20 protein-coding genes and 2 tRNA genes are annotated in these 24336 nt (G+C 69.2%); 17 read left to right on the top strand and 5 right to left on the bottom strand.

The window, feature by feature from the left end; all coding sequences use genetic code 11:
• The first annotated feature begins 529 nt into the window (after positions 1-529).
• Entirely contained in the window at positions 530-724 is a 195-nt protein-coding gene (locus tag SNA_RS06500; protein ID WP_030066566.1) for a hypothetical protein, read from the top strand.
• Between the two features lie 75 nt (positions 725-799).
• Here the strand turns inward: SNA_RS06500 and SNA_RS06505 are convergent, their stop codons facing one another.
• Both SNA_RS06505 and SNA_RS06510 read right to left on the bottom strand, forming a co-directional pair.
• The gene (locus tag SNA_RS06505) at positions 800-1180 is read right to left on the bottom strand and encodes an arsenate reductase family protein (protein ID WP_030066567.1); all 381 of its coding nucleotides are present in this window, start codon (positions 1178-1180) and stop codon (positions 800-802) included.
• 101 nt (positions 1181-1281) lie between these two features.
• Positions 1282-1352 (bottom strand) — tRNA-Gly (locus tag SNA_RS06510).
• 156 nt (positions 1353-1508) lie between these two features.
• Here SNA_RS06510 and SNA_RS06515 point away from each other — a divergent pair.
• The 5 genes from SNA_RS06515 to clpX all read left to right on the top strand — a co-directional run bounded on the left by SNA_RS06515 (position 1509) and on the right by clpX (position 6386).
• A tRNA-Pro gene (locus SNA_RS06515) sits at positions 1509-1585 on the top strand.
• Between the two features lie 274 nt (positions 1586-1859).
• Positions 1860-3257, top strand: coding sequence for a trigger factor (gene tig / locus SNA_RS06520; RefSeq protein WP_030066568.1), 1398 nt, complete (start codon positions 1860-1862; stop codon positions 3255-3257).
• A 329-nt stretch (positions 3258-3586) separates the two neighbouring features.
• On the top strand, positions 3587-4189 hold the full coding sequence (locus tag SNA_RS06525) for an ATP-dependent Clp protease proteolytic subunit (protein ID WP_030066569.1): 603 nt from the start codon (positions 3587-3589) through the stop codon (positions 4187-4189).
• A gap of 67 nt (positions 4190-4256) precedes the next feature.
• Positions 4257-4934, top strand: coding sequence for an ATP-dependent Clp protease proteolytic subunit (locus SNA_RS06530; RefSeq protein WP_030066570.1), 678 nt, complete (start codon positions 4257-4259; stop codon positions 4932-4934).
• 168 nt (positions 4935-5102) lie between these two features.
• Positions 5103-6386, top strand: a complete 1284-nt coding sequence (gene clpX / locus SNA_RS06535) for an ATP-dependent Clp protease ATP-binding subunit ClpX (RefSeq protein ID WP_044363743.1) — start codon at positions 5103-5105, stop codon at positions 6384-6386.
• An 86-nt stretch (positions 6387-6472) separates the two neighbouring features.
• On the opposite strand, the gene SNA_RS06540 is transcribed toward clpX, so the two are convergent.
• Together SNA_RS06540 and SNA_RS06545 are read right to left on the bottom strand one after the other, a co-directional pair.
• Positions 6473-6763, bottom strand: a complete 291-nt coding sequence (locus SNA_RS06540; RefSeq protein ID WP_157879865.1) for a hypothetical protein — start codon at positions 6761-6763, stop codon at positions 6473-6475.
• A gap of 208 nt (positions 6764-6971) precedes the next feature.
• Complete coding sequence (locus tag SNA_RS06545; protein ID WP_030066574.1) at positions 6972-7904, bottom strand: hypothetical protein; 933 nt, start codon at positions 7902-7904, stop codon at positions 6972-6974.
• A gap of 164 nt (positions 7905-8068) precedes the next feature.
• Between SNA_RS06545 and SNA_RS06550 the strand changes: the two genes are divergently transcribed.
• Entirely contained in the window at positions 8069-10690 is a 2622-nt protein-coding gene (locus tag SNA_RS06550; protein ID WP_044363747.1) for a valine--tRNA ligase, read from the top strand.
• Here the strand turns inward: SNA_RS06550 and SNA_RS06555 are convergent.
• On the bottom strand, positions 10656-11894 hold the full coding sequence (locus tag SNA_RS06555) for a hypothetical protein (RefSeq protein ID WP_030066577.1): 1239 nt from the start codon (positions 11892-11894) through the stop codon (positions 10656-10658). The genes SNA_RS06550 and SNA_RS06555 overlap by 35 nt on opposite strands.
• A gap of 256 nt (positions 11895-12150) precedes the next feature.
• Here SNA_RS06555 and SNA_RS06560 point away from each other — a divergent pair, with 256 nt between their 5' ends.
• From SNA_RS06560 to SNA_RS06605, 10 genes are all read left to right on the top strand, one after another.
• Positions 12151-13605, top strand: coding sequence for a peptidoglycan D,D-transpeptidase FtsI family protein (locus SNA_RS06560; RefSeq protein WP_030066578.1), 1455 nt, complete (start codon positions 12151-12153; stop codon positions 13603-13605).
• Between the two features lie 123 nt (positions 13606-13728).
• Positions 13729-15276, top strand: a complete 1548-nt coding sequence (folC, locus tag SNA_RS06565; protein WP_044363749.1) for a bifunctional tetrahydrofolate synthase/dihydrofolate synthase — start codon at positions 13729-13731, stop codon at positions 15274-15276.
• 3 nt (positions 15277-15279) lie between these two features.
• Positions 15280-15612, top strand: a complete 333-nt coding sequence (locus SNA_RS06570) for a DUF4233 domain-containing protein (protein WP_030066580.1) — start codon at positions 15280-15282, stop codon at positions 15610-15612.
• Between the two features lie 95 nt (positions 15613-15707).
• Positions 15708-16121, top strand: a complete 414-nt coding sequence (gene ndk, locus SNA_RS06575) for a nucleoside-diphosphate kinase (protein WP_030066581.1) — start codon at positions 15708-15710, stop codon at positions 16119-16121.
• 294 nt (positions 16122-16415) lie between these two features.
• Entirely contained in the window at positions 16416-17435 is a 1020-nt protein-coding gene (locus SNA_RS06580) for a rod shape-determining protein (RefSeq protein ID WP_003985182.1), read from the top strand.
• A 278-nt stretch (positions 17436-17713) separates the two neighbouring features.
• Complete coding sequence (mreC, locus tag SNA_RS06585; protein ID WP_030066584.1) at positions 17714-18646, top strand: rod shape-determining protein MreC; 933 nt, start codon at positions 17714-17716, stop codon at positions 18644-18646.
• A gap of 3 nt (positions 18647-18649) precedes the next feature.
• Positions 18650-19291, top strand: coding sequence for a rod shape-determining protein MreD (mreD, locus tag SNA_RS06590; protein ID WP_044363752.1), 642 nt, complete (start codon positions 18650-18652; stop codon positions 19289-19291).
• 58 nt (positions 19292-19349) lie between these two features.
• On the top strand, positions 19350-21494 hold the full coding sequence (mrdA, locus tag SNA_RS06595; protein WP_030066587.1) for a penicillin-binding protein 2: 2145 nt from the start codon (positions 19350-19352) through the stop codon (positions 21492-21494).
• Positions 21491-22702 carry a rod shape-determining protein RodA gene (gene rodA / locus SNA_RS06600; protein ID WP_030066588.1) on the top strand — a complete coding sequence of 404 codons (1212 nt, stop codon included), beginning with the start codon at positions 21491-21493 and terminating at the stop codon, positions 22700-22702. The genes mrdA and rodA overlap by 4 nt, the downstream gene beginning before the upstream one ends.
• Before the next feature lie 103 nt (positions 22703-22805).
• Positions 22806-24332: a CYTH and CHAD domain-containing protein gene (locus SNA_RS06605; RefSeq protein ID WP_044363755.1), complete on the top strand. Its 1527-nt coding sequence runs from the start codon at positions 22806-22808 to the stop codon at positions 24330-24332.
• Positions 24333-24336: the final 4 nt, after the last annotated feature.

Raw genomic sequence — 24336 nt, forward strand, 5'->3', positions numbered from 1 at the left:
CGTGAGATTCCTCGCAGGGGCCGGGTCGTGGCCCTGGTCGTCGGGCCTGTAAGTCATGTCCCGATGGGATGATTTGTCCTGTCTTGCTATCCCAAAACGGTTGATATCCCCAGCGGACGGCCCGGAAGGAATGTCCGCTTCCTGGTTGATATGCCGGTATCGTCGCGCCAGTGCGGTTGCCGACGTCACTCATGACGTGATGAACGATGTGGTGAATAGCGCGGGAAATGCTGGAAATGGCGTGGGAAGTGGTATCGAGAATCCGGAATTCAGGCCGGCGGCTCGCTGCGGCGCCGGGCGGTGAATTCCGTACCCCCGCCCCCGCCGGCCCCCGTACGGGCCCCGTCCCGGCTCATGCGCCGCGTCTGGCCGGACCCCGCCGCTACCAGGGGACGGAACCGGGCAAAGCGTTGGCCGATGATTCGTCACCCGCCTGCGTTGGGAAAGGAGTTGGTGGCACGATGGGGCCGGGGGTGTGCGGGGCATGCTCCCGGGCCGGTGAGGCGTTCCGACCAAGGGTGTGATCAGTGTGGCTCTTTCGCTGTCTGTGGTGCTGATGTTGGGGATCATCCTCGTCGTACTGATGAGACAGAAGGCCCTCAAGGCGGGCCCGGCGATCGTCGCCATACTCTTCGGCTTCTTCCTCGCCTCCACGGGAATGGCGCCGTCGATCAACCGGTTCCTCAATTCCATCGCCAACACCATCAACCACATCACCTTCTAGGCCGCCGGTTCTCGACTCACGGCGGCCTTCCGGTGGTTTCCCGGTGGTTGTCCAGCGGTTTTCCGGCGTTCCCGCCTAGGCGGTCTGCCCGTCCCCGGTCCGCGACAGGGCATCCCGTACGGCTTCCTCGCTGCGCCCCACCAGCGCCGATCCGTCGTCCGCGGTGATGATCGGCCGCTGAATCAGTCGGGGGTGCTCGGCCAGCGCCTCGATCCACCGTTCCCGCTCCGCGTCGGTACGTCCCCAGGACCCGACGCCCAGCTCCTTGGCCTCGGCCTCCTGGGTACGGGTGATGTCCCACGGCTCCAGGCCCAGCCGCTCCAGCACGGCACGGATCTCGTCCGCGGTCGGCGGCTCCTCCAGATAGCGGCGCACGGTGTACTGCGCGCCCTCCTCGTCGAGAAGGTCCACGGCGGAACGGCACTTGGAACACGCGGGATTGATCCAGATCTCCATGCCGTCACCTTAGAACGCCGCGACCCGGCCACCCCGGGCGCGCCCGGGACCCCGGAGAACGCAAAGAACCCCAGGCCACCGGGCCTGGGGTTCCTTTCCTGAGCGGGCGACGGGAATCGAACCCGCGTAGCCAGTTTGGAAGACTGGGGCTCTACCATTGAGCTACGCCCGCAAGCGCCACCGGTCAGCGACCGCGGCACGCAGTGCATCGTAGCGGGTCAGGGCGGTCCGCCGCACACCGCATTCCCGTCGCCCGCCGGCCGGATCCGTTATCCCGATAACTGGCAACCGTACGGCCAGCAGCCATGTACCCTACGTGTCGCACCGACGGGGTGTGGCGCAGCTTGGTAGCGCGTCCGCTTTGGGAGCGGAAGGTCGTCGGTTCGAATCCGGCCACCCCGACCAGCAAGATCCAGCCGAAACCTCGGCCGGGCGAAAGCCCTCCCGCGCGCCCCTGCGCCCGTGCGACGACGCTCCGCTCATGGCCACCGGTGGCCGCTCATCGGCCCGCCGCCCGCCCATTCATGATCGCGTTGTGGGCGTCATCCTCCCTGCGGTTACTATGCAAGCTGCGTGCCCGTGTGTCTCTGTAGCCGGGCGCGATCGGCCGGGCCACGAATGAGCGGGCCCGGAAGATCTTCGGCAAAACCCCAGAAGTCAGCCCCAAGGAGACCGAACCGTGAAGAGCGCCGTGGAGACCCTGAACCCGACCCGGGTTCGGCTCACTGTCGAGGTGCCCTTCGAGGAGCTCAAGCCCAGCCTCGACGCGGCGTACAAGAAGATCAACCAGCAGGTCACGGTGAAGGGCTTCCGTAAGGGCAAGATCCCTGCCCGGGTCATCGACCAGCGGTTCGGCCGTGGCGCCGTGCTGGAGGAGGCCGTCAACGACGCGCTCCCGAAGTTCTACACCGAGGCCGTCAACGAGGGTGAGTTCAACGTCCTCGGCCAGCCCGAGGTCGACATCACCGAGCTGAAGGACGGCGAGCTGCTGGCCTTCACCGCCGAGGTCGACATCCGCCCGGCCCTGGAGATCCCGGACTACTCCGGTATCGAGGTCGAGGTCGACGCCGTCGAGGTCTCGGACGAGGACGTCGACAACTCGGTCGAGCAGCTGCGTGAGCGCTTCGCCACCACCTCCCCGGTCGAGCGCGCCGCCCAGGACGGCGACGTCCTGACCGTGAACCTCGAGGCCAAGGTCGACGGCGAGGTCCTGGAGGACGGTGTCGCCCAGGGCGTCAACTACACCGTCGGCTCCGGTGAGCTGCTGGACGGCATCGACGACGCCGTCAAGGGCCTGGAGGCCAACGGCAAGGCCACTTTCACCTCCGAGCTCAAGGGCGGCTCCGCCCAGGGCAAGGAGGCCGAGGTCACCGTCGAGGTCACCGAGGTCAAGTCGCGTGAACTGCCCGAGCTGGACGACGACTTCGCGCAGCTGGCCAGCGAGTTCGACACCCTCGAGGAGCTCAAGGCGGACAGCCGCAAGCGCCTTGAGCAGATGAAGAAGTACGACCAGGCCACCCAGGCGCAGGAGAAGGTCCTGGACGAGCTGCTCAAGCTCGTCGAGGTGCCGATGCCGGAGAAGCTGCTCGCGGACGAGATCCAGACCCGCAAGCACAACCTGGAGCACCACCAGCTCGGCCAGATGGGCCTCGACCTCGCGAAGTACCTGGAGATCCAGGGCAAGACCGAGGAAGAGTTCGACGCCGAGACCAAGGAGCAGGCCGAGAAGGGCATCAAGACCCAGTTCATCCTCGACGAGCTGGTCAACAAGGAGAAGCTGAACGTCAGCCAGGAGGAGCTCACCGAGCACCTCATGCGCCGCGCGCAGTCCTCCGGCATGTCCCCCGACCAGTTCGCCCAGGCCGTCGTCGAGGGCGGCCAGGTGCCGATGCTCGTCGGCGAGGTCGCCCGCGGCAAGGCCCTCGCGGTCGTCGTCGAGGCCGCCACGGTCAAGGACGCCAACGGCGAGGTCATCGACCTGGAGGACGAGGAAGAGACCGAGGTCGCCGAGGCCGTCGTCGCCGAGGCCGAGGGCACCGAGGACAAGCCCGCGGCCGACGAGTCGACCGAGGCCTGAGCCCCGGCCGTCGTACGGCACTGATACGTACGGGCCCGAACGCGCGCGCAAGCGTGTTCGGGCCCGTTGCCGTGCGCGCACCGGAACCGGCCCGCGGGCCGGTCATACCGGCGTCATACCCGACCGGTGAGCCTGCGCTCACAGCGAACAGTTCTCAATGCGGGATGGCGTTGTCCGACCTGCGCGTTAGGGTCCGTAGATACGAGGGCAGGGGAGTCCCTGAAACCGCGCCGGCGCACCATACGGCGCCGATCCCCGCGCCCCGGCAGACGACGCTGAGACGGTCGCGAACCGTCCGACAACGAGCAGGTGGACACGTGACGATCCCGATGCCTTCCGCCGCCGCTGAGCCGACCTTCGGTGGCCTCGGCGACCAGGTCTACAACCGGCTGCTCGGCGAGCGGATCATCTTCCTCGGCCAGCCGGTCGACGACGACATCGCCAACAAGATCACCGCGCAGCTGCTTCTCCTGGCCGCGGACCCGGAGAAGGACATCTACCTCTACATCAACAGTCCGGGCGGTTCGGTCACGGCCGGCATGGCGATCTACGACACCATGCAGTACATCAAGAACGACGTGGTGACGATCGCGATGGGCCTGGCCGCTTCGATGGGCCAGTTCCTGCTGAGCGCCGGCACCCCGGGCAAGCGCTTCGCGCTGCCCAACGCCGAGATCCTCATTCACCAGCCCTCCGCGGGCCTGGCCGGTTCGGCCTCGGACATCAAGATCCACGCCGATCAGCTGCTGCGCACGAAGCAGCGCCTGGGTGAGCTCTCCGCCCGTCACACTGGCCAGACGCTGGAGCAGTGGACCAGGGACGCCGACCGCGACCGCTGGTTCAGCGCCGAGGAGGCCAAGGCGTACGGCCTCATCGACGAGGTCATGCCCTCCGCCACCGGCGTTCCGGGCGGGGGCGGCACCGGGGCCTGACCCCGGCCGTACACGCCCCGTAGCAGACCCCCCAGCCTTTATCGCCACCAGGACGGTGAACCCCCAGATGAACAACTTCCCCGGAAGCGGCCTCCAGGAGCGCGCTCAGGCCGAGTTCTCCGGCACGCGCGCCGAGTCCCGCTACATCGTCCCGCGCTTCGTCGAGCGGACCTCGCAGGGCGTGCGCGAGTACGACCCGTACGCGAAGCTCTTCGAGGAGCGGGTGATCTTCCTCGGCGTGCAGATCGACGACGCATCCGCCAATGACGTCATGGCACAGCTGCTGTGCCTGGAGTCGATGGACCCGGACCGGGACATCTCCATCTACATCAACTCCCCCGGCGGCTCCTTCACCGCGCTGACGGCCATCTACGACACCATGCAGTTCGTCAAGCCGGACATCCAGACGGTGTGCATGGGCCAGGCCGCCTCGGCCGCCGCGGTCCTGCTGGCCGCCGGTACGCCCGGCAAGCGGATGGCGCTGCCCAACGCCCGGATCCTGATCCACCAGCCCTACAGCGAGACCGGCCGCGGCCAGGTCTCCGACCTGGAGATCGCGGCCCGCGAGGTCCTGCGGATGCGGTCGCAGCTCGAGGACATGCTGGCCAAGCACTCCAGCACGCCGATCGAGAAGATCCGCGACGACATCGAGCGCGACAAGATTCTGACCGCCGAGGAGTCGCTGGCGTACGGTCTCGTCGACCAGATCGTCTCCACGCGCAAGTCCTCCGTCTCGATGGGCTAGCGACCCGCGCACAGCGAGTCGGAGAGTCGCCCCCTTGGACCGGGCCGGAACGAGTGAACCGAGTCCGTCCAAGGGGGGCCCGTACGGGGGTCCCGGCAAGGTACCGTCGATAGGCAAGCACCCGGGTCCGTTGAGCAATGCGGATCCCAGGCGAAGGGGAAGCACCTCGTGGCACGCATCGGTGACGGCGGCGACCTGCTCAAGTGCTCATTCTGCGGAAAGAGCCAGAAGCAGGTGAAGAAGCTCATCGCGGGACCTGGTGTGTACATCTGCGACGAGTGCATCGATCTCTGTAACGAAATCATCGAGGAGGAGCTCGCCGAGACCTCCGAGGTGCGCTGGGAGGAGCTCCCCAAGCCACGGGAGATCTACGAGTTCCTCAACGGCTATGTGGTGGGCCAGGACCCCGCGAAGAAGGCGCTGTCGGTCGCCGTCTACAACCACTACAAGCGGGTGCAGGCCGGCGAGAACGGCGGCGGCCGCGGTGACGAGGGCATCGAACTCGCCAAGTCCAACATCCTGCTGCTCGGCCCCACCGGCTCCGGCAAGACGCTGCTGGCGCAGACCCTGGCCCGGATGCTCAACGTCCCGTTCGCCTTCGCCGACGCCACGGCGCTGACCGAGGCCGGCTACGTCGGCGAGGACGTCGAGAACATCCTCCTCAAGCTCATCCAGGCCGCGGACTTCGACATCAAGAAGGCCGAGACCGGCATCATCTACATCGACGAGATCGACAAGGTCGCCCGCAAGAGCGAGAACCCCTCGATCACGCGGGACGTCTCCGGCGAGGGCGTCCAGCAGGCCCTGCTCAAGATCCTGGAGGGCACCACCGCCTCCGTCCCGCCGCAGGGCGGCCGGAAGCACCCCCACCAGGAATTCATCCAGATCGACACGACGAACGTTCTGTTCATCGTCGGTGGTGCCTTCGCCGGCCTGGAGAAGATCATCGAGTCCCGGTCCGGCGCCAAGGGCATCGGCTTCGGCGCCACCATCCGCTCCAAGCGGGAGATCGAGTCCAAGGACCAGCTCCAGGAGGTCATGCCGGAGGACCTGGTGAAGTTCGGGATGATCCCCGAGTTCATCGGCCGCCTCCCGGTCCTCACCTCCGTCCACAACCTCGACCGCGAGGCGCTGCTCCAGATCCTGGTCGAGCCGCGCAACGCGCTCGTCAAGCAGTACAAGCGCCTCTTCGAACTCGACGGCGTCGAGCTCGACTTCGACCGCCCGGCCCTGGAGGCCATCGCCGACCAGGCCATCCTCCGCGGCACCGGCGCGCGCGGCCTGCGCGCCATCATGGAAGAGGTCCTGTCCTCCGCCATGTACGAGGTCCCGTCCCGCAAGGACGTCGCCCGGGTCGTCATCACGGCGGACGTCGTTCACTCGAACGTGAACCCGACCCTCGTGCCGCGGACCCGGGGGGAGTCGGGGGAGCCGCAGGAGAAGAGTGCGTAGTGCGCTGCTCATAGCGACCAACGGAACAGCCCGGCAGCGAAGTCGCTGCCGGGCTGTTCCGTTGGTTGGCGGGGTGGGTCAGCGGTTTACAAGCTGAGTTGGCACGCCGTGCTCGCCTCATCCCCCTTGACGCCCAAGGTGAACAGGTAGAGATTGCAGTCGGTCATGGCCCCCGCCTTTCCTCCCGGCGTGTGTTCCATGGCCACCATGGCGCACGCGCCCGCAACCTTGGGCCCGATTACGTACCCGTGCGCGTGGAGGTAGCTCGCGCAGTGCTTGGGGTCGGCGTGGGCCGGTGCTGTTGCGACGAGCGGAAGCGCCGCGCCTGCCAGCACTATTCCGGTGGCTGCCGCTATGCGGCGCACTGCCTTGCGCATGGGAATTCCCCCTTGGGTCGGAAAGCCGCGGAGGCTTTCGATCGATCGTCGATCAATCTACTGCCCCATGAGCCTTCATTTGGGGCATCCGTGATGTTCTGGCCAATGTTCTGCCGGATCCGTCGCTTCACGCGCAGGGCAGGCGAAGGGCCCTCGACGGGACGCCCGTCGAGGGCCCTTTCGTGGTCAGCCGGCCGCTGGGGAAGTGCTACTTCTCCTTGCGGACTTCCTGGCGGATCTTGGCGGTCTTGTCAGCCGCGGCGTCGCCCTCAGGGGCCTGTGAGGTCACCCCGCTGGGCCCCATTGCGGGCATGTACGTGACCGAACCGACGGCGCTACTGTCCCCCCAGGCACAGGCGGTGAGGTTGAAGGACATCTCCATGCCGTGCTCGTTGCCCGAGACCTTGTACTTCGCGCACTTCAGCGCCGCACCGTCGAAGTTGTCCGGCGAGTACGACGTTGCACCGTCGACGGTTTCGAACTTGAGGCCCTCGGAAATATTCTTCTTCATGTTGTCTTCGACCTGGGCGAAGAACTGGTCGACGGCGCCTTCCGGGTTCGCGACCTTTCCGTAGACGCCCACCACCTTGAGGCCCGCCTTGCTGGCTGCCTTGTACGTGCCAGTCACTTCCTTGGCCTCGGTGATCCCCATGGCCTTGGCCGACTTGTCGCCGGAGGCGTCCTTGGCGGCGTCACTGCCACCGAGAGCATCCTGCTTGGAGTACTCCCCGTTCAGCAGGGAGCCCGGCATCGAGATCGTGTAAGGCTTCACCTCACCCCCACCCGACCCGAACACGAAGTAAGCCCCCACCCCGATCGCCGCCACCACAGCCACCGCGCCGATGATCAGGCCGACCTTCTTGCCGCTGCCGCCGCTCTCCGGCGGGCCCTGGGGGATTGCGCCGTAGGGGGTCTGCTGGCCGTAGGCGGGCTGGGCGCCCTGCTGGGGGTAGCCGTAGGCGGGCTGCTGGGGCTGCTGCTGGGGGTAGCCGTAGCCGCCCTGCTGCGGGGGCACCTGGCCGCCCTGCTGCGGGTAGCCGTAGCCGGGCTGCGGGGCCGGCTGCTGCGGCTGCTGGCCGTACGGGCCGGGCTGCTGAGGCTGCTGGCCGTACGGTCCCGGTGGCGGCTGGTTGTAGCTCATGGAGCGGTTCCCCTCGTAACAAGCTGGTGGCAGCCGACGTCTGTGTGCTGCCCGCACGTGATGTTTATGCGCTGCGAACATCCTGTACGACGCCGCCGACAGCCGGTGCCCCGGGGGCGAAACCGATTCGAAGCTGCGACATACGCGCCCGTACACTGTCGGTCGTGACCGAGAACACTCAGCAGAGCAACCACAGCGCCCCCGAACTGCCGACTCAGTACACGCCGGCCGATGTAGAGGGGCCGCTGTACGAGCGCTGGGTAGAGCGGGGCTACTTCGAGGCGGACGAGAAGAGCGACAAGCCGCCGTACACGATCGTCATCCCGCCGCCGAACGTCACCGGCTCCCTGCATCTGGGGCACGCCTTCGAGCACACCCTCATCGACGCGCTCACGCGTCGTAAGCGGATGCAGGGCTACGAGACGCTCTGGCAGCCGGGCATGGACCACGCCGGTATCGCCACGCAGAACGTCGTCGAGCGCGAGCTCGCCAAGGAGGGTGTCTCCCGGCACGACCTCGGCCGCGAGGCGTTCGTCGAGCGGGTCTGGCAGTGGAAGAACGAGTCCGGTGGGCAGATCAGCGGTCAGATGCGGCGCCTCGGCGACGGTGTCGCCTGGTCGCGTGAGCGGTTCACCATGGACGAGGGCCTGTCCAAGGCCGTCCAGACCATCTTCAAGCGGCTCTACGACGACGAGCTGATCTACCGCGCCGAGCGCATCATCAACTGGTGCCCGCGCTGTCTGACCGCCATCTCGGACATCGAGGTGGAGTATCAGGACGACGAGGGTGAGCTGGTGTCGATCCGGTACGGAGAGGGGGACACGTCGATCGTCGTCGCCACCACCCGCGCCGAGACGATGCTCGGTGACACCGCCGTCGCCGTTCACCCGGAGGACGAGCGCTACGCCCATCTCGTCGGCACCGAGATCGAGTTGCCGCTGACCGGCCGCCGGATTCCGGTCGTCGCGGACGAGCACGTCGACCCCGAGTTCGGTACGGGTGCGGTCAAGGTCACCCCGGCGCACGACCCCAACGACTTCGAGATCGGGCGGCGGCACGATCTGGCCAGCCTGGCCGTTCTCGACGAGCGTGGGGTGATCACGGCGCACGGTCCCTTCCAGGGGCTGGACCGCTTCGAGGCCCGCTCCGCGATCGTCGGTGCGCTGCGCGCCGAGGGCCGGATCGTCTCGGAGAAGCGCCCGTACACCCACTCCGTCGGCCACTGCTCGCGCTGCAAGACCACCATCGAGCCGCGGCTGTCGATGCAGTGGTGGGTCAAGGTCGGCCCGCTGGCGAAGGCGGCCGGCGACGCGGTCCGTGACGGCAAGGTCGCGATCCACCCCAAGGAGATGGAGTCGCGGTACTTCGGCTGGGTGGACAACCTTCACGACTGGTGCATTTCCCGCCAGTTGTGGTGGGGTCACCGGATTCCGGTCTGGTACGGGCCGAACGGTGAGGTCGTCTGCGTCGGACCCGAGGACGAGGCGCCCACCGGCGAGGGGTGGCATCAGGACACCGACGTTCTCGACACGTGGTTCTCGTCGGGTCTGTGGCCGTTCTCCACCCTCGGCTGGCCCGAGCAGACGCCGGGCGTCGAGAAGTTCTATCCGAACTCCGTGCTGGTCACCGGCTACGACATCCTCTTCTTCTGGGTCGCCCGCATGATGATGTTCGGGCTGTACGCGATGGACGGCACCCCGCCGTTCCACACCATCGCGCTGCACGGCATGGTCCGTGACCAGTTCGGCAAGAAGATGTCCAAGTCGTTCGGGAATGCGGTCAATCCGCTGGACTGGATGGATGCGTACGGATCGGATGCGGTCCGGTTCACGCTGGCCCGCGGCGCCAACCCGGGTGTCGACGTCCCGATCGGCGAGGACTGGGTCCAGGGGTCCCGTAACTTCGCCAACAAGATCTGGAACGCGACGCGCTTCGCGCTGATGAACGGCGCCACGGTGGAGGGCGAACTGCCGCCCGCCGAGCAGCTGTCGGCGACCGACCGGTGGATCCTGTCGCGGCTGAACTCCGTCGTGGCCGAGGTGGACGCGTACTACGACGACTACCAGTTCGCCAAGCTGTCGGACACCCTCTTCCACTTCGCCTGGGACGAGGTCTTCGACTGGTACGTCGAGCTGTCGAAGACGACGTTCATGGCGGGCGGCCCGGCGGCCGATGCCTCGCGGCGGGTGCTGGGCGAGGTCCTGGACGTCACGCTGCGGCTGCTGCACCCGATCGTCCCGTTCGTCACCGAGACGCTGTGGACGACGCTGACCGGCGGGGAGTCGCTGGTCATCGCCGAGTGGCCGTCCGATTCGGGCTTCCGGGACGCGGCCGCCGAGAAGGAGATCGAGACCGTTCAGCAGGTCGTCACCGAGGTCCGGCGCTTCCGGTCCGACCAGGGGCTCCAGCCGGGGCAGAAGGTTCCGGCGCGGCTGGATCTGTCGGGTACGGCGCTGGCGGCGCACGAGGCCGCGATGCGGTCGCTGCTGCGGCTCCAGCCGGCCGGTGAGGACTTCAGTGCCACGGCCTCGCTGCCGGTCGCGGGGGCGACGGTCGCACTGGATCTGTCCGGGGCGATCGATGTCGAGGCGGAGCGCAAGCGGCTGGCGAAGGATCTGGCCGCGGCCGAGAAGGAGAAGGCGCAGGCCAACGGCAAGCTCGGCAACGAGGCGTTCCTCGCCAAGGCGCCGGAGAAGGTCGTGGACAAGATCCGCGGCCGGCTGGCGGCCGCGGAGGCGGACATCGTCCGGATCACCGCGCAGCTGGCGGCTCTGCCCAAGGCGTAGCACCGGCCCCAGGGCTTCCGGCTCCAGGGCTTCCGGTCCCAGGGCTTGGCACAGGCCCCTCGTCCGTACGGGCGGGGGGCCTGCGCCGTCCCCGGCCGCCCCGCTGGCCGCGCCCGCCCCGTCCCTGTTGCCCCCGTTCGCGTACCGGCCGGCACAGGACGTACGCCGTCGAGACCGCCACGAAGGCCAGCCGGATCAGGCCGCGTGCCGAGTCGTCGGGGACGGCGAAGACGCTGCCGTAGAGGACCAGCAGGGCCACCCAGCTCCACCAGGGGACCAGGCGGCGCTGGCCGATGACGTCCCAGAGCAGGGTGCCGAGCAGGACGGACGCGGTGTAGTACGTGTAGACGCTGGGGTCGAGGGCGATGCGGGCGTTGGCGCCCAGCAGGACCACCGCCGGCCAGCGGCCGCGCCAGACGGCGAAGGAGCCGAGGGCGAGGCCCAGGGCGGCCTGGGCGGGGCGGTCCCAGCGGGGGGTTTCCGGATCGGCGACGCCAAGCCAGCGCAGCGCGGACGCCGGGTGGTTGGGGATGGCGAACTTGGCGGCGGACAAGGTCTGCGGGTCGCCGACGAAGAACGGCAGCCAGGCGACGGCCACCAGGCCCGCGCACCACAGGCCCGCCTTCAGCCACTTGTCCCGGGGTAGGGCGAGCAGGAGGGGGACGAAGGCCAGCGCGGTCGGCTTGGAGTCCATGGCGAGGGCCAGGAACACGCCGGTCAGGACGGCGTTGCCGCGGGTCAGGGCTCGTACGGCGAGGCAGGTGAAGAACAGCGCCAGGACGTCGTCGAGATGCCCGAAGCGGACCGCGACCTCGATCCACATGGGGATGAACGCCAGCCCGGCGATCAGCACGCGCTGCCGCAGCCGCTGGTGGTTGGTGCCGGTGCCCAGGAAGTGGTAGGCGGCGCTGCGGCCCGCCAGGACGACGATGACCAGCCCGAGCAGCGACATCAGGGCCGCGGCGAGGAACTGGCCGGTGGCCTCGGGGAACGGGTTGAACAGCCCCGCGGTCAGAAAGCTCAGCGGGCCCATCTGGAGCTCGGGGTGATGGGCGTAGAGGTTGAGGCCGCCGGTGCCGTCGCCCGCGCCGGCCTGGTAGATCAGCTCACCGCCGGTACGCAGATAGTGCCAGGAGAAGCCGCCGTGCGGTTCGACCACCGCGAACCACAGGACGGTCCAGGCGGTGAGCAGCACCAAATGCATCCGCTGGCTGATGGCCGGCACCCGTCGTCAGCTCCTGTCTTCCGCTCGGTGTGTCCATGCGTCCACACCCCTCCGGGGGAGAGCCCGCCGTGAAAGAGGGGGAAATGCGCCGCTCAGTTGTCCCGTACGAGCCGTTTCGTACAGGCGAGGCACTTTCATGGCGCTCTCATTGCGCTCTCATGAAGGACGGGCACGGTGGACCGGAACGCCGACGTTCCGGCCGAACCGACCGTCCCGTACCGAGGAGCCGCGCCCCATGAACAAACCGCTGCGACGGGCCTCGGTCTTCTGCCTCGCCCTGATCCTCGCCCTGATGGGCTGGGCCACCTGGATCCAGGGCGCAAAGGCTAGTGACTTCATGGGCGACCCGCACAATCCGCGGGTGGCGATCGGGAAGTACGCGGCGCCGCTGGGCAACATCCTGGTCGACGGGGAGCCGGTGACCGGATCGGCGGCCACCCCTTCCACGCTCACATACAAGCGCACGTACAAGGACGGCCCGCTGTACGCCCCGGTGACCGGATTCACGTCCCAGATCTTCGGCAGCAACCAGCTGGAGAGCCTCTACGGCGATCTGCTCGACGGCTCCGACGGCCGGCTCCAGAGTCCCGCCGACGCGGTGCTGCACCGGCGGGCCAAGGGCGGCGATGTGGCCACCACCATCGATGCCGCGGTGCAGAAGGCCGGCTACCGGGCGCTGGGGGACAAGAAGGGCGCGGCGGTCGCGCTGGACCCGAAGACCGGGCGGATCCTGGGCATGGTCAGCACGCCCTCGTACGACCCGGGAAAGTTCGCCGGGTCCGCCACCGCCGATCAGCAGGGGTGGCAGGCGATGGCGAAGGATGCCGACCAGCCGAATGTGAACCGCGCGCTGCGCCAGGCGCTGCCGCCCGGTTCGACCTTCAAGCTGGTGGTCGCCGCGGCCGCCCTGGAGAACGGGCTGTACTCCTCGGTGGACGAGCCCACCGACAGCCCCGACCCGTACACCCTCCCGCACACCCGCACCACGCTGCGCAACGAGAACGCCTCCGCGCCCTGCAAGAACGCCACCCTGCGCACCGCGCTCCAGTACTCCTGCAACACCGTCTTCGCGAAAATCGCCGCCCAGCTGGGGCAGGACAAGGTGGCGGCGCAGGCCGAGAAGTTCGGGTTCAACGACGGGAAGGTGGACGTGCCCGTGCGGGCCGCCAAGAGCGTCTACCCCAAGGACATGGACTCCGCACAGACCGCGCTGTCGGGGATCGGCCAGTTCAACGACCAGGCGACGCCGCTTCAGATGGCGATGGTCGCCTCGGCGATCGCCGACGGCGGCGAGCTGAAGTCCCCGCAGCTGGTGGACAAGCTCACCGACGGCGGTGGCAACACGGTCCAGCAGTACGGTCCGAAGACCTACCGTGACGGCCGGGCGGTCTCCGCGCACACCGCCGCACAGCTGCGGTCGGCGATGCAGACGGTCGTGGACAAGGGCACCGGATCCGGCGCGAAGATCGGCGGACTGACGGTCGGCGGGAAGACCGGTACCGCCCAGCACGGCGTCGACAACAGCGGTACGCCTTATGCCTGGTTCGTCTCGTATGCGCAGAACGGCGCGGGGCGGCAGGTGGCGGTCGCCGTGATGGTCGAGGACGGGCATGCGGCGCGCAACGAGGTCTCGGGCAACGGGCTGGCGGCGCCGGTGGCCCGGGCCATGATGAAGGCGGCGCTGTCGTAGCGGCGCCGGTGCCCCGCCCCGCCGCCGGTGTGCGCCTGCGGCCGCGGCGGGTCTGTCCTGGGACGATGCGGCGCGGGCGGCGCGGCGCGAAGGCTGTCGGTGGTGCCTCGTAGACTTGTCGTCGTGAGCGAGCGCCCCCGAAACGACGACCCCGACCCGACCGCCCCCGAGCAGAACGACGGCCCCGAGCCGTCCGACGCCTTCGACGACCTCGTCGATGCCGAGACGAACCGCGACCCCGACCTGGCGGTGATCGAGGCCGGCAGCCGGACGCTGCGCGCGCAGGCCGGCCCGCCGCAGGGGGACGCCGTCCCCGCCCGGCCCGCCGATCCCGAGGTCGACCGTGCGCTGCGCGAGGTCGAGGCGGAGCTGGCCGGCCGCTGGGGCGAGACCAAGCTCGACCCGTCGGTCCAGCGGATCGTGGCGCTGCTGGACATCCTGGGCGCCCCGCACCGCGCGTACCCCTCCATCCACATCACCGGCACCAACGGCAAGACCAGCACGGCCCGCATGATCGAGGCCCTGCTCGGCGCCTTCGAGCTGCGCACCGGCCGCTACACCAGCCCGCACGTCCAGTCGGTCACCGAGCGGATCAGCCTGGACGGCGCGCCGATCTCCGCCGAGCGGTTCATCGACACCTACCGGGACATCGCGCCGTATGTGGAGATGGTGGACTCCCAGCAGGAGTACCGCCTGTCCTTCTTCGAGGTGCTGACGGCGATGGCGTACGCCGCCTTCGCGGACGCCCCGGTGGATGTCGCGGTCGTCGAGGTCGGCATGGGCGGCACCTGGGATGCCACGAACGTCATCGACGGCGACGTCGCCGTGATCACCCCGATCTCGCTGGACCACACCGACCGGCTGGGCGAGACGCCCGAGCAGATCGCCGGCGAGAAGTCCGGGATCATCAAGAAGGACGCCACGGTCGTGCTGGCCCAGCAGCCGGTCGATGCCGCGGCGGTGATGCTCAAGCGTGCGGTCGAGGTGGATGCCACGGTCGCCCGTGAGGGCATGGAGTTCGGGGTGCTCTCGCGGGAGGTCGCGGTCGGCGGCCAGATGCTGACGCTGCGCGGGCTGGGCGGTGAGTACCCGGAGGTCTTCCTGCCGCTGTACGGCGCCCACCAGGCGCACAACGCCGCGGTGGCGCTCGCCGCGGTCGAGGCGTTCTTCGGCGTCGGCTCGGACCACGCCCGTACGCTCGACATCGACACCATCCGTTCCGCGTTCGCCGCGGTCTCCTCGCCGGGCCGGATGGAGGTCGTCCGGCGCAGCCCCACGGTCGTGCTGGACGCCGCGCACAACCCCGCCGGCGCACAGGCGGCGGCCGAGGCGGTCACCGAGGCATTCGGTTTCAGCCGCCTGGTGGGGGTCGTCGGCACCAGCGAAGGCAAGGACGTACGGGGCGTGCTGGAGGCTTTCGAGCCGATTTTCGCCGAGGTCGTCGTGACCCGTAATTCCAGCGAGCGCGCGATGGACGCCGATGAGCTGGCGGCCATCGCCGTGGAGGTCTTCGGCGCGGAGCGGGTCCAGGTCGAGCCGCGGCTCGACGATGCGCTGGAGGCGGCGATCACCCTCGCCGAGGAGGAGGGCGAGTTCTCCGGTGCGGGTGTGCTGGTGACCGGCTCCGTCATCACGGTCGGCGAGGCCCGGCTGCTGATGGGGAGGGGCTGAGCGATGCGGACCCTGTGTGCGAGCACCCTGATCGGTGAGTTCTTCGTGATCGGCTTCGCCGGGCTGGTCGCCATGCAGCTCAGCGGGGTGCCGACGACCACGGTGTGGCTTGTGAGCGGGATCGCGATGCTGGTCAGCCTGCTGCTGTGCGGGATGCTGAGCCGCCCCGGCGGCGTCCAGCTGGGCTGGGCCCTCCAAATCGCCCTGATCGCCAGCGGCTTCATCATCCCGGCGATGTTCTTCCTCGGCGCGGTCTTCACGGCCCTGTGGTGGGCCTCGGTCCACTTCGGCCGCAAGGTGGACGACGCCAGGGCGCGGGCGGCCGCAGCCGGGTGAGCGTGCGGCCGGTGCGGGGGCGGGCGTAGTGCGCCGGGTGCGCCCTGTAGCCTCGGTGCACCGCTGATCTGTTGACGTATGCAAGGAGCCCCTCTGTGAGCCAGCGCACGCTCGTTCTTCTCAAGCCCGATGCGGTCCGCCGCGGACTCGTCGGCGAGATCATCGGCCGGATCGAGAAGAAGGCCGGTTGGACGATCGCCGCGATGGAGCTGCGCACGCTCGACCGGGCCCTCCTGGAGCAGCACTACGCCGAGCACGTGGGCCGGGACTTCTACGAGCCGCTGGTCGCCTTCATGGCGTCCGGTCCGGTCGTCTCGCTCGTCGTCGAGGGGGAGCGCGTCATCGAGGGCGTCCGCGCGCTGGCCGGGCCGACTGACCCGATTGCCGCACCGAGTGGGTCCATTCGTGGGGACTTTGGCACGATCACCCGAGAGAATCTGATCCACGCCTCGGATTCCGAAGAGTCCGCCGAGCGCGAGATCAAGATTTTCTTTCCTGGTATTTCCTGACGCGACATTACGCGTACAGCCCTTGTGACCTGGGGTGACCGATGGAATCATCGGTCACCCCTTGGCATATGCGACTCGATCGGGGGAACGCATCCCCGCGACACGACGTCACCATTAAGGGGGGCGGGTGCGTGTACGGCTGACAATGACGCTCAGGGCTCCACCGTGTTCGAGCGGGTGGCGCGACAAGACTACGATGGAGCCTCCGCGTCATTCAGCGCATCACCTCCTGCCGACCTCAAGTAAGCATTCGCTCCAGTTGGGAAGGCCAGACGTATCCTCATGGGGAACAACATGTCGTTCATCGGCCGTGACATGGCTGTCGACCTCGGGACCGCCAACACGCTGGTGTACGTCAGGGGCCGCGGCATCGTCCTCAACGAGCCGTCGGTCGTGGCCATCAACACCAACACCGGCGGCATCCTCGCCGTGGGCGCCGAGGCCAAGAAGATGATCGGGCGCACGCCCGGCAACATCGTCGCCGTACGGCCCCTGAAGGACGGTGTCATCGCCGACTTCGAGATCACCGAGCGGATGCTCCGCTACTTCATCCTCAAGATCCACAAGCGGCGCTATCTGGCCCGCCCTCGGGTGGTCGTGTGTGTTCCCTCCGGGATCACCGGAGTTGAGCGCCGCGCGGTCATCGAGGCGTCCACCCAGGCCGGCGCGCGCCAGGTGCACATCATCGAGGAGCCGATGGCCGCGGCGATCGGCTCGGGCCTGCCGGTCCACGAGGCCACCGGCAACATGGTCGTGGACATCGGCGGCGGGACGACCGAGGTCGCCGTCATCTCGCTCGGCGGGATCGTCACCGCCCAGTCCATCCGGGTGGCCGGCGACGAACTCGACAACGCGATCATCCAGCACATCAAGAAGGAGTACAGCCTTCTGCTGGGCGAGCGCACGGCCGAGAGCATCAAGATCACCATCGGTTCGGCCTACGACCTCGAGCAGGACGAGCACACCGAGATCCGCGGCCGCGACCTGGTCTCCGGGCTGCCCAAGACCGTGGTGATCTCGGCCGCCGAGGTCCGCAAGGCCATCGAGGAGCCGGTCAACTCCATTGTCGACGCGGTCAAGACGACCCTCGACAAGTGCCCGCCGGAGTTGTCCGGAGATGTCATGGATCGCGGCATTGTGCTCACCGGAGGCGGCGCCCTGCTGCGCGGCCTCGACGAGCGGCTGCGCCGCGAGACCGGAATGCCCATCCACATCGCCGAGGACCCGCTCGACTCCGTCGCGCTCGGTTCCGGCAAGTGCGTCGAGGAGTTCGAGGCGCTCCAGCAGGTCCTGGACTCCCAGCCGCGCAGGTAGACGTCCCGGTGCCGGGTGTGCCCGCGGCGCGTCGCACGGCGTGCCGCGGGATCGGGCACCACCGGCAGTACCCGATTCATCCGCTGAATCGTTGAAACCCAGGCACCACCTTTCGCACAGCTCAACATCCCCGGACAGGCACCGCCTCCCGGTACATACGGCGTACTGACGCCACGTCAGCCGCCACCGCTCAAAAAGGCACAACGCTCAACTCCCGAACGAGACCGGCGCGGGCCCGCAGCCGGCCGGTCCTACGAGGAAGGACACGGCCGCCGCACGTGAGGGACACACGAGAGAGCCGGCTGCTGCTGGTGCTGCTGGTCGCGATCGCGTTCGCGCTGATCACGGTCGATATCCGCGGCGGTGAACAGTCCCCGCTCGATGGCGCCCGGCAAGCCGCGGCGTCCGCCTTCGGGCCGGTCGAGAACGGCATCGCCGGCGTCGTCAGCCCGATCGGCAACGCCGTCGGCGCCGTCCGCGACTCCGGGGAACGGCACAACCGCATCGCCCGTCTGGAGCACGAGAACGCCGCCCTCAAGGCCAAACTCGGCTCCTCCGACCGTAACCGCAGCCGCGCCGCCCAGCTCGACAAGATGCTCAAGACCGCCGGCGCCGGCCAGTACGGCATCAAGGGCGCCCAGGTCATCGCCATCGGCGCGGCCCAGGGCTTCTCCTGGACCGTCACCATCGACGCCGGCAGCCGCGACGGCATCGCCCGCGATATGACCGTCCTCAACGGCGACGGTCTGGTCGGCCGGGTCACCACCGTAGGCGCCGACACCTCCACGGTCCTGCTGGCCAACGACCCCGACTTCACCGTCGGCACCCGCATGGAGAAGACCAACGAGATCGGCTTCGCCAACGGCCAGGGCGGCCGCTCGCTCCGCGTCCAGCTGCTCAACGGCAAGGCCGCCGTCAAGAAGGGCGACCGCCTGGTCACCTTCGGCTCCAGCGCCGACAAACCGTTTGTGCCCGGTGTGCCGGTCGGCAAGGTCGTACGGGTCGACCCGTCCAACGGCGATCTGACCCGCACCCTCCAGGTCCGGCCGTTCGTCTCCTTCTCCCAGCTCGACGTCGTCGGCGTCGTCGTCCAGCCGCCCCGGACGGACCCGCGCGACACCGTCCTGCCGCCCAAACCGGCCAAGCCCAAGCCGGCGCCGACGGTCACCGTCACGGCCACCCCCTCCGCGAGCGCTTCTCCCAGGAGCTGACCGATGCGCATCAACCGGATCCTGCTCGCGACCCCGCTGGTCGTCGTCTCCCTGGTCATCCAGGTCAGCGTGCTGGCCCGGCTCCAGCTGCCCGGCGCCGTACCGGACCTGCTGCTGCTGGTCGTCCTCGCCCTGGCGCTGGTCTACGGCCACGTCGGTGGCTGTCTGGTCGGCTTCGGCGCCGGACTTCTCGCCGACCTCGCCCCGCCCTCCGACCACGCCATCGGCCGCTATGCGCTGGTGCTCTGCATCATCGGCTACGCCGCCGGGCTGACCCGGCCCGACTCCGGCCAGCACCGCTCGGCGACCGTCCCCCTGATGGTCGTCATCGGCGCCGCCATCGGCTCGACGCTGATGTACGCGGGCGTCGGCGCGCTGGTCGGCGACACCGCCGCCCGGCACGTCGGCCTGGTCGGACTGCTGCTCAGCGCCACCCTCTACGACCTGCTGCTGGCGCCGTTCGTGGTGCCGCTGGTGATGGCGGTAGCCCGCCGTACGGACAACGATCCGCTGGCCGCCGACGGCTCCGGCGGCTCGGCGGGCCGCGAGCCCGCCTACGGCTGGCTGAGCAGCAGAAGCGGCTTCAAGGCCGGACGCACCAGCCTGAAGAAGGCCGGGCGGCTCAAGGGGGTCAAGCGTCTGTGAACGGGGCACACGGCACAGGGGCGGAGCGATCGGCCGACGGACGGGCAGTGGGGGCGCCATGAGTAACATTCCTGAGACGGGCCGGACCTCCCGGGTCACCGTCCGCCTCGTCGCGATCCAGATCCTGGTCTTCTCGCTGCTGCTCACCCTCGGCGGGCGGCTGTGGTACCTCCAGATCCGCAACGGCCAGGAGTACGCCAACGAGGCCCGGTCCAACCACGTCCAGCAGGTCGTCGAACCGGCCACCCGCGGCTCCATCCTCGACGCCCGCGGGGTACCGCTGGCCGACAACCAGACGCGTCTGGTCGTCTCCGCCAGCCGTACCGATCTGCTGAAGATGAAGGACGACGGCAAGGCCGTCCTGGGCCGGCTCTCCAACGTGCTGGGCATGTCCGAGCAGGAGATCCGCAACAAGGTCCGGCTGTGCGACGCCAAGACCCCGCAGCCCTGCTGGAACGGCTCCCCCTACCAGCCGATCCCGATCACCGACGAGGCCACCACCCAGCAGGCCCTCCAGATCCGCGAGCGCAGCGAGGACTTCCCCGGCATCAGCGCCGAGCCCACCGCCGTACGCCGCTACGCCGCCCCCGTGGGCGCCAACACCGCCCAGGTCCTGGGCTACCTCTCCCCGGTCACCGACGAGGAGATCCAGAAGGCCAAGAACAGCCGCTCGCCGCTGCTGCGCTCCGACATGGTGGGCCGCTCCGGGCTGGAGCGCACCTACGACAGCGATCTGCGCGGCAAGGCCGGCGTCACCCGCTACGAGGTCGACAACCTCGGCCGGGTCATCGGCAAGGCCAAGAGCGACCGGCAGGTGCCCGGCGCCAACGTCGTCACCAGCATCGACGCCCGCGTCCAGTCCGTCGCCGAAAAAGAGCTCAACCAGGCGATGAAGGACGCCCGCAACGAGGTCGACAAGAACACCGGCACCCACTACAAGGCCGACTCCGGGGCCGTCGTCGTCATGGAGGCCAAGACCGGCCGGGTCGTGGCGATGGCCTCCAACCCCGCCTATGACCCCAACGCCTGGGTCGGCGGCATCTCGGGCAAGGACTACGCCCATCTGACCGGCAAGAAGTCCAACTACCCGCTGCTCAACCGCGCCATCCAGGGCCAGGCCGCCCCCGGCTCCATCTTCAAGGTCATCTCGACCACCGCCGCGGTCAACGCCGGATACCCGTTCAACGGGCACTACCCCTGCACCAGCTCCATGAACATCGGCGGCCAGACCTTCAAGAACTTCGAGTCGGAGAACTTCGGCCCGATCGGCCTGGGCCGCGCGCTGGAGGTCTCCTGCGACACCGTCTTCTACGGACTGGCCTACCAGCAGTGGCAGAAGGACGGCGGCAACAAGCCCAAGAAGGACCCCGCGGACTGGTTCTACAAGACCGCCCACCAGTTCGGCCTCGGCAAGGAGACCGGCATCGACCTGCCCAACGAGGTCAAGGGCCGCATCCCCGACCGCCAGTGGAAGAAGAACTACTGGAAGGCCAACAAGGACAGCTGGTGCGCCCAGGGCAAGCACGCCGTCGACTATGTCTCCAAGATCGCCAAGGAGAACTGCGAATCCGGCATGAAGATGCGCGCCGGTGACTCGGTCAACTACTCCATCGGCCAGGGCGACACCCTAGTCACACCGATCCAGATGGCCACGATCTACGGCGCCCTGTCCAACGGCGGCACCCTCTACAACCCGACCGTCGGCAAGGCCGTCATCAGCCCCGACGGCAAGCACATCCACATGATCAAGCCCCAGGCGCACGGCAAGCTGCCCGACAGCCCCGGCACCATCAAGCAGATCGACCAGGCGCTGGCCGGTGTGGCCACCCGCGGTACCGCCGCCTGGCGCTTCCAGGGCTGGCCGCAGAACAAGATCCCGATGCACGCCAAGACCGGTACCGCCGAGGTCTACGGCAAGCAGACGACGTCCTGGTTCGCCACGTACACCAAGGACTACACGGTCGTGATGACGATCTCCCAGGGTGGTACGGGCTCCGGCGCCTCCGGTCCCGCCGTACGCAAGATCTACGACGCCCTCTACGGCGTCACCGACAAGGGCGACATCGACAAGAAGGCCGCACTGCTCCCGCATCCGGAGGCCAAGCTGCCCACGATCGAGGGCGACGGAACGATCGATGCCCAGGCCATCAAGCCGTACAACCCGCCCAAGCCGAAGCCGTCCCCCTCGGGGAGCCCCCAGTGACCAGCCCCGCGTCCAAGACGTTCTCCGTCCGCCGCTACACCCCCGACCGGGGCGCCTGGGGCAAGCTCACGGCCCGCGACTCGGTCGTGCGCCGGCTCGACTGGATACTGCTGCTGTCTGCCCTGGCGCTGTCCCTGATGGGCGCGGTCCTGGTCTTCTCGGCCACCCGTAACCGCACCGAGCTCAACCACGGCGACGAGTACTACTTCTTCCTGCACCACATGCTCAACCTCGGCATCGGCCTGGCCATGGCGGTGGGCACCATCTGGCTCGGTCACCGCACCCTGCGCGGCGCGATCCCGATCCTCTACGGCCTGTCGGTGGTCCTCGCGCTGCTGGTGCTGTCCCCGCTGGGTGCCACCATCAACGGCTCGCGCTCCTGGCTCGCGATCCCCGGCGGCTTCTCGCTCCAGCCCGCCGAATTCGCCAAGATCACCATCGCGCTGGGCATGGCGATGGTTCTCGCCGCCCGCGTGGACGCCGGCGACCGCCAGCACCCCGACCACCGCACCGTCGTCCAGGCCCTGGGCCTCGCCGCCATCCCGGTGGGCGTCATCCTGCTCATGCCCGACCTCGGCTCGGTCATGGTGCTGGGCGCCATCATCCTCGCCGTCCTGCTCTCCTCCGGCGCCTCCAACCGCTGGATCCTGGGCCTGCTGGGCACCGGCGTCGTCGGCTGCGTCGCCATCTGGCAGCTCGGCCTGCTCGACGAGTACCAGATCGCCCGCTTCGCCGCCTTCGCCAACCCGAGCCTCGACCCGGCCGGCGTCGGCTACAACACCAACCAGGCCCGCATCGCCATCGGCGGCGGCGGGCTGACCGGCTCCGGCCTCTTCCACGGCAGCCAGACCACCGGCCAGTTCGTCCCCGAACAGCAGACGGACTTCATCTTCACCGTCGCCGGCGAGGAACTCGGCTTCCTCGGCGCGGGCCTGATCATCTTCCTGCTGGGCGTCGTCCTGTGGCGTGCCTGCCGGATCGCCCGCGAGACCTCCGAGCTCTACGGCACCATCGTCGCCGCCGGCATCATCGCCTGGTTCTCCTTCCAGGCCTTCGAGAACATCGGCATGACGCTCGGCATCATGCCCGTCACCGGCCTCCCACTGCCCTTTGTCTCCTACGGCGGCACCTCGATGTTCGCCGTATGGATCGCCATAGGACTGCTGCAATCGATCCGGGTGCAGCGCCCGGTGTCGGCATCGCGCTGAGACGCCCTGCGCACGGGGCCCGGACCCACCCGGTCCGGGCCCCGTCCGCGCGCAGGCCGCCGGACCGCTGGTCGCCCGTCGGCGCGATGGCTAGATTCGAGGCATGGCGGACACCGTGCGGGAAATCGAGCGGAAATACGAGGCCACCGACGCGACGGAGCTGCCCGACCTGACCGCGCTCGACCGGATCGCGGCCGTCGTCGAGCAGGACGTGGCGGAACTGGACGCCACCTACTACGACACCCCCGACCAGAGACTCGCCGCCGACGGCATCACACTGCGCCGGCGCACCGGTGGCGACGACGCGGGCTGGCATCTGAAGCTGCCGGTCGCGCTGGGGATCCGCGACGAGGTCCGGATGCCGCTCGCCCCGGACGCCGCGCCCGCCGACGCCCCGCCGCCGCAGCTGACGGCCCTCGTCCGCTCCCGGACGCTCGGCCGCGAGCTCGTACCCCTCATCCGGCTGCGGACCCGCCGCACCGCCCACCTCCTCCAGGACGCCGACGGCACCCCGCTCGCCGAGCTGGCCCGGGACGAGGTGCGCGCGGCCCGCGCCGACGGCGGCGGCGAGGAGGCCCGCTGGCACGAGATCGAGGTGGAGCTGACCGGGGAGGGCGATGCGGCCCTCCTCGACGCGGTCGGCCGTGAGCTGACCGCGGCGGGGGTACGGCCCGCCGCCGCGCCCTCGAAACTGGCCCGCGCGCTGGCCGAGACGGGCCTGGCCGGCGGATCCCCGCACCCGCGGCAAGCCCGTCGGCCGCGCACCGCCGGCGACGCCGTCCTGCGCTACGTCGACGAGCAGATCCGCGCCGTTGCCGCCCTGGACCCCGCCGTACGCCGCGACCTGCCCGACTCCGTCCACCAGATGCGGGTGGCCACCCGCCGGCTGCGCAGCGCGTTCCGCTCCTACACCGCGGTCCTCGACCGCGCCGCCACCCGCCCTCTCGGCCTCGAACTCCAGTGGCTGGCCGCGGAGTTGGGCATCGACCGGGACCGCGAGGTGCTCACCGCCCGGCTGCGGTCCGCGCTGGCGCAGGTGCCCCGGCCGCTGCGGCTCGGCCCGGTCTCCGCCCGGCTGCGCCTGTGGTCCGAACGCCGCCGCCTGGGCTCGCGGCGCGAGGTGCTCGCCGTCCTGGACGGCGACCGCTATCTGGAGCTGCTGCGCGCCCTGGAAGCGCTGCGCACCGATCCGCCGCTGCGCCGGGCCGCCGCGCTGCCCGCGCCGGAGGTGCTGGTCAAGGCCGTACTGAAGGACTACGCGCGGCTCGCCGGCCGCGTCGAGACGGCGCTTGAGACCCCCGCCGGACGCGCCCGCGACGAGGCGCTGCACAGCGCCCGCAAGGCGGCCAAGCGGCTGCGCTACGCGGCGGAGGCGGCCCGCCCGGTGCTGGGCAAGCCCGCGAAGAAGTTCGCCCGGCGCACCAAGCGCGTCCAGCAGGTGCTCGGCGACCACCAGGACAGCGTGGTGGCCCGCACCGCGCTGCGCGAGCTGGCCACCCAGGCCCATCTCGCCGGCGAGCCCGGCTTCACCTTCGGGCTCCTCTACGGCCGCGAGGAGGCCCTGGCCGCCGAACGCGAACGCGAGCTGCCGACGGTGTGGGCGAAGGCGACGCCGCCGGGGAAGTGGTAGCGGG

It is taken from the genome of Streptomyces natalensis ATCC 27448, assembly GCF_000935125.1.
GTDB classification, from domain to species: Bacteria; Actinomycetota; Actinomycetes; order Streptomycetales; family Streptomycetaceae; genus Streptomyces; species Streptomyces natalensis.

Coding starts and splice junctions, on each gene's coding strand:
- SNA_RS06540 (WP_157879865.1), bottom strand. CDS start 6,763: ATGCGCAAGGCAGTGCGCCGCATAGCGGCAGCCACCGGAATAGTGCTG.
- SNA_RS06560 (WP_030066578.1), top strand. CDS start 12,151: ATGAACAAACCGCTGCGACGGGCCTCGGTCTTCTGCCTCGCCCTGATC.
- SNA_RS06505 (WP_030066567.1), bottom strand. CDS start 1,180: ATGGAGATCTGGATCAATCCCGCGTGTTCCAAGTGCCGTTCCGCCGTG.
- SNA_RS06555 (WP_030066577.1), bottom strand. CDS start 11,894: ATGCATTTGGTGCTGCTCACCGCCTGGACCGTCCTGTGGTTCGCGGTG.
- mrdA (WP_030066587.1), top strand. CDS start 19,350: ATGAGTAACATTCCTGAGACGGGCCGGACCTCCCGGGTCACCGTCCGC.
- SNA_RS06530 (WP_030066570.1), top strand. CDS start 4,257: ATGAACAACTTCCCCGGAAGCGGCCTCCAGGAGCGCGCTCAGGCCGAG.
- SNA_RS06580 (WP_003985182.1), top strand. CDS start 16,416: ATGTCGTTCATCGGCCGTGACATGGCTGTCGACCTCGGGACCGCCAAC.
- SNA_RS06570 (WP_030066580.1), top strand. CDS start 15,280: ATGCGGACCCTGTGTGCGAGCACCCTGATCGGTGAGTTCTTCGTGATC.
- SNA_RS06525 (WP_030066569.1), top strand. CDS start 3,587: ATGCCTTCCGCCGCCGCTGAGCCGACCTTCGGTGGCCTCGGCGACCAG.
- SNA_RS06605 (WP_044363755.1), top strand. CDS start 22,806: ATGGCGGACACCGTGCGGGAAATCGAGCGGAAATACGAGGCCACCGAC.
- mreD (WP_044363752.1), top strand. CDS start 18,650: ATGCGCATCAACCGGATCCTGCTCGCGACCCCGCTGGTCGTCGTCTCC.
- SNA_RS06545 (WP_030066574.1), bottom strand. CDS start 7,904: ATGAGCTACAACCAGCCGCCACCGGGACCGTACGGCCAGCAGCCTCAG.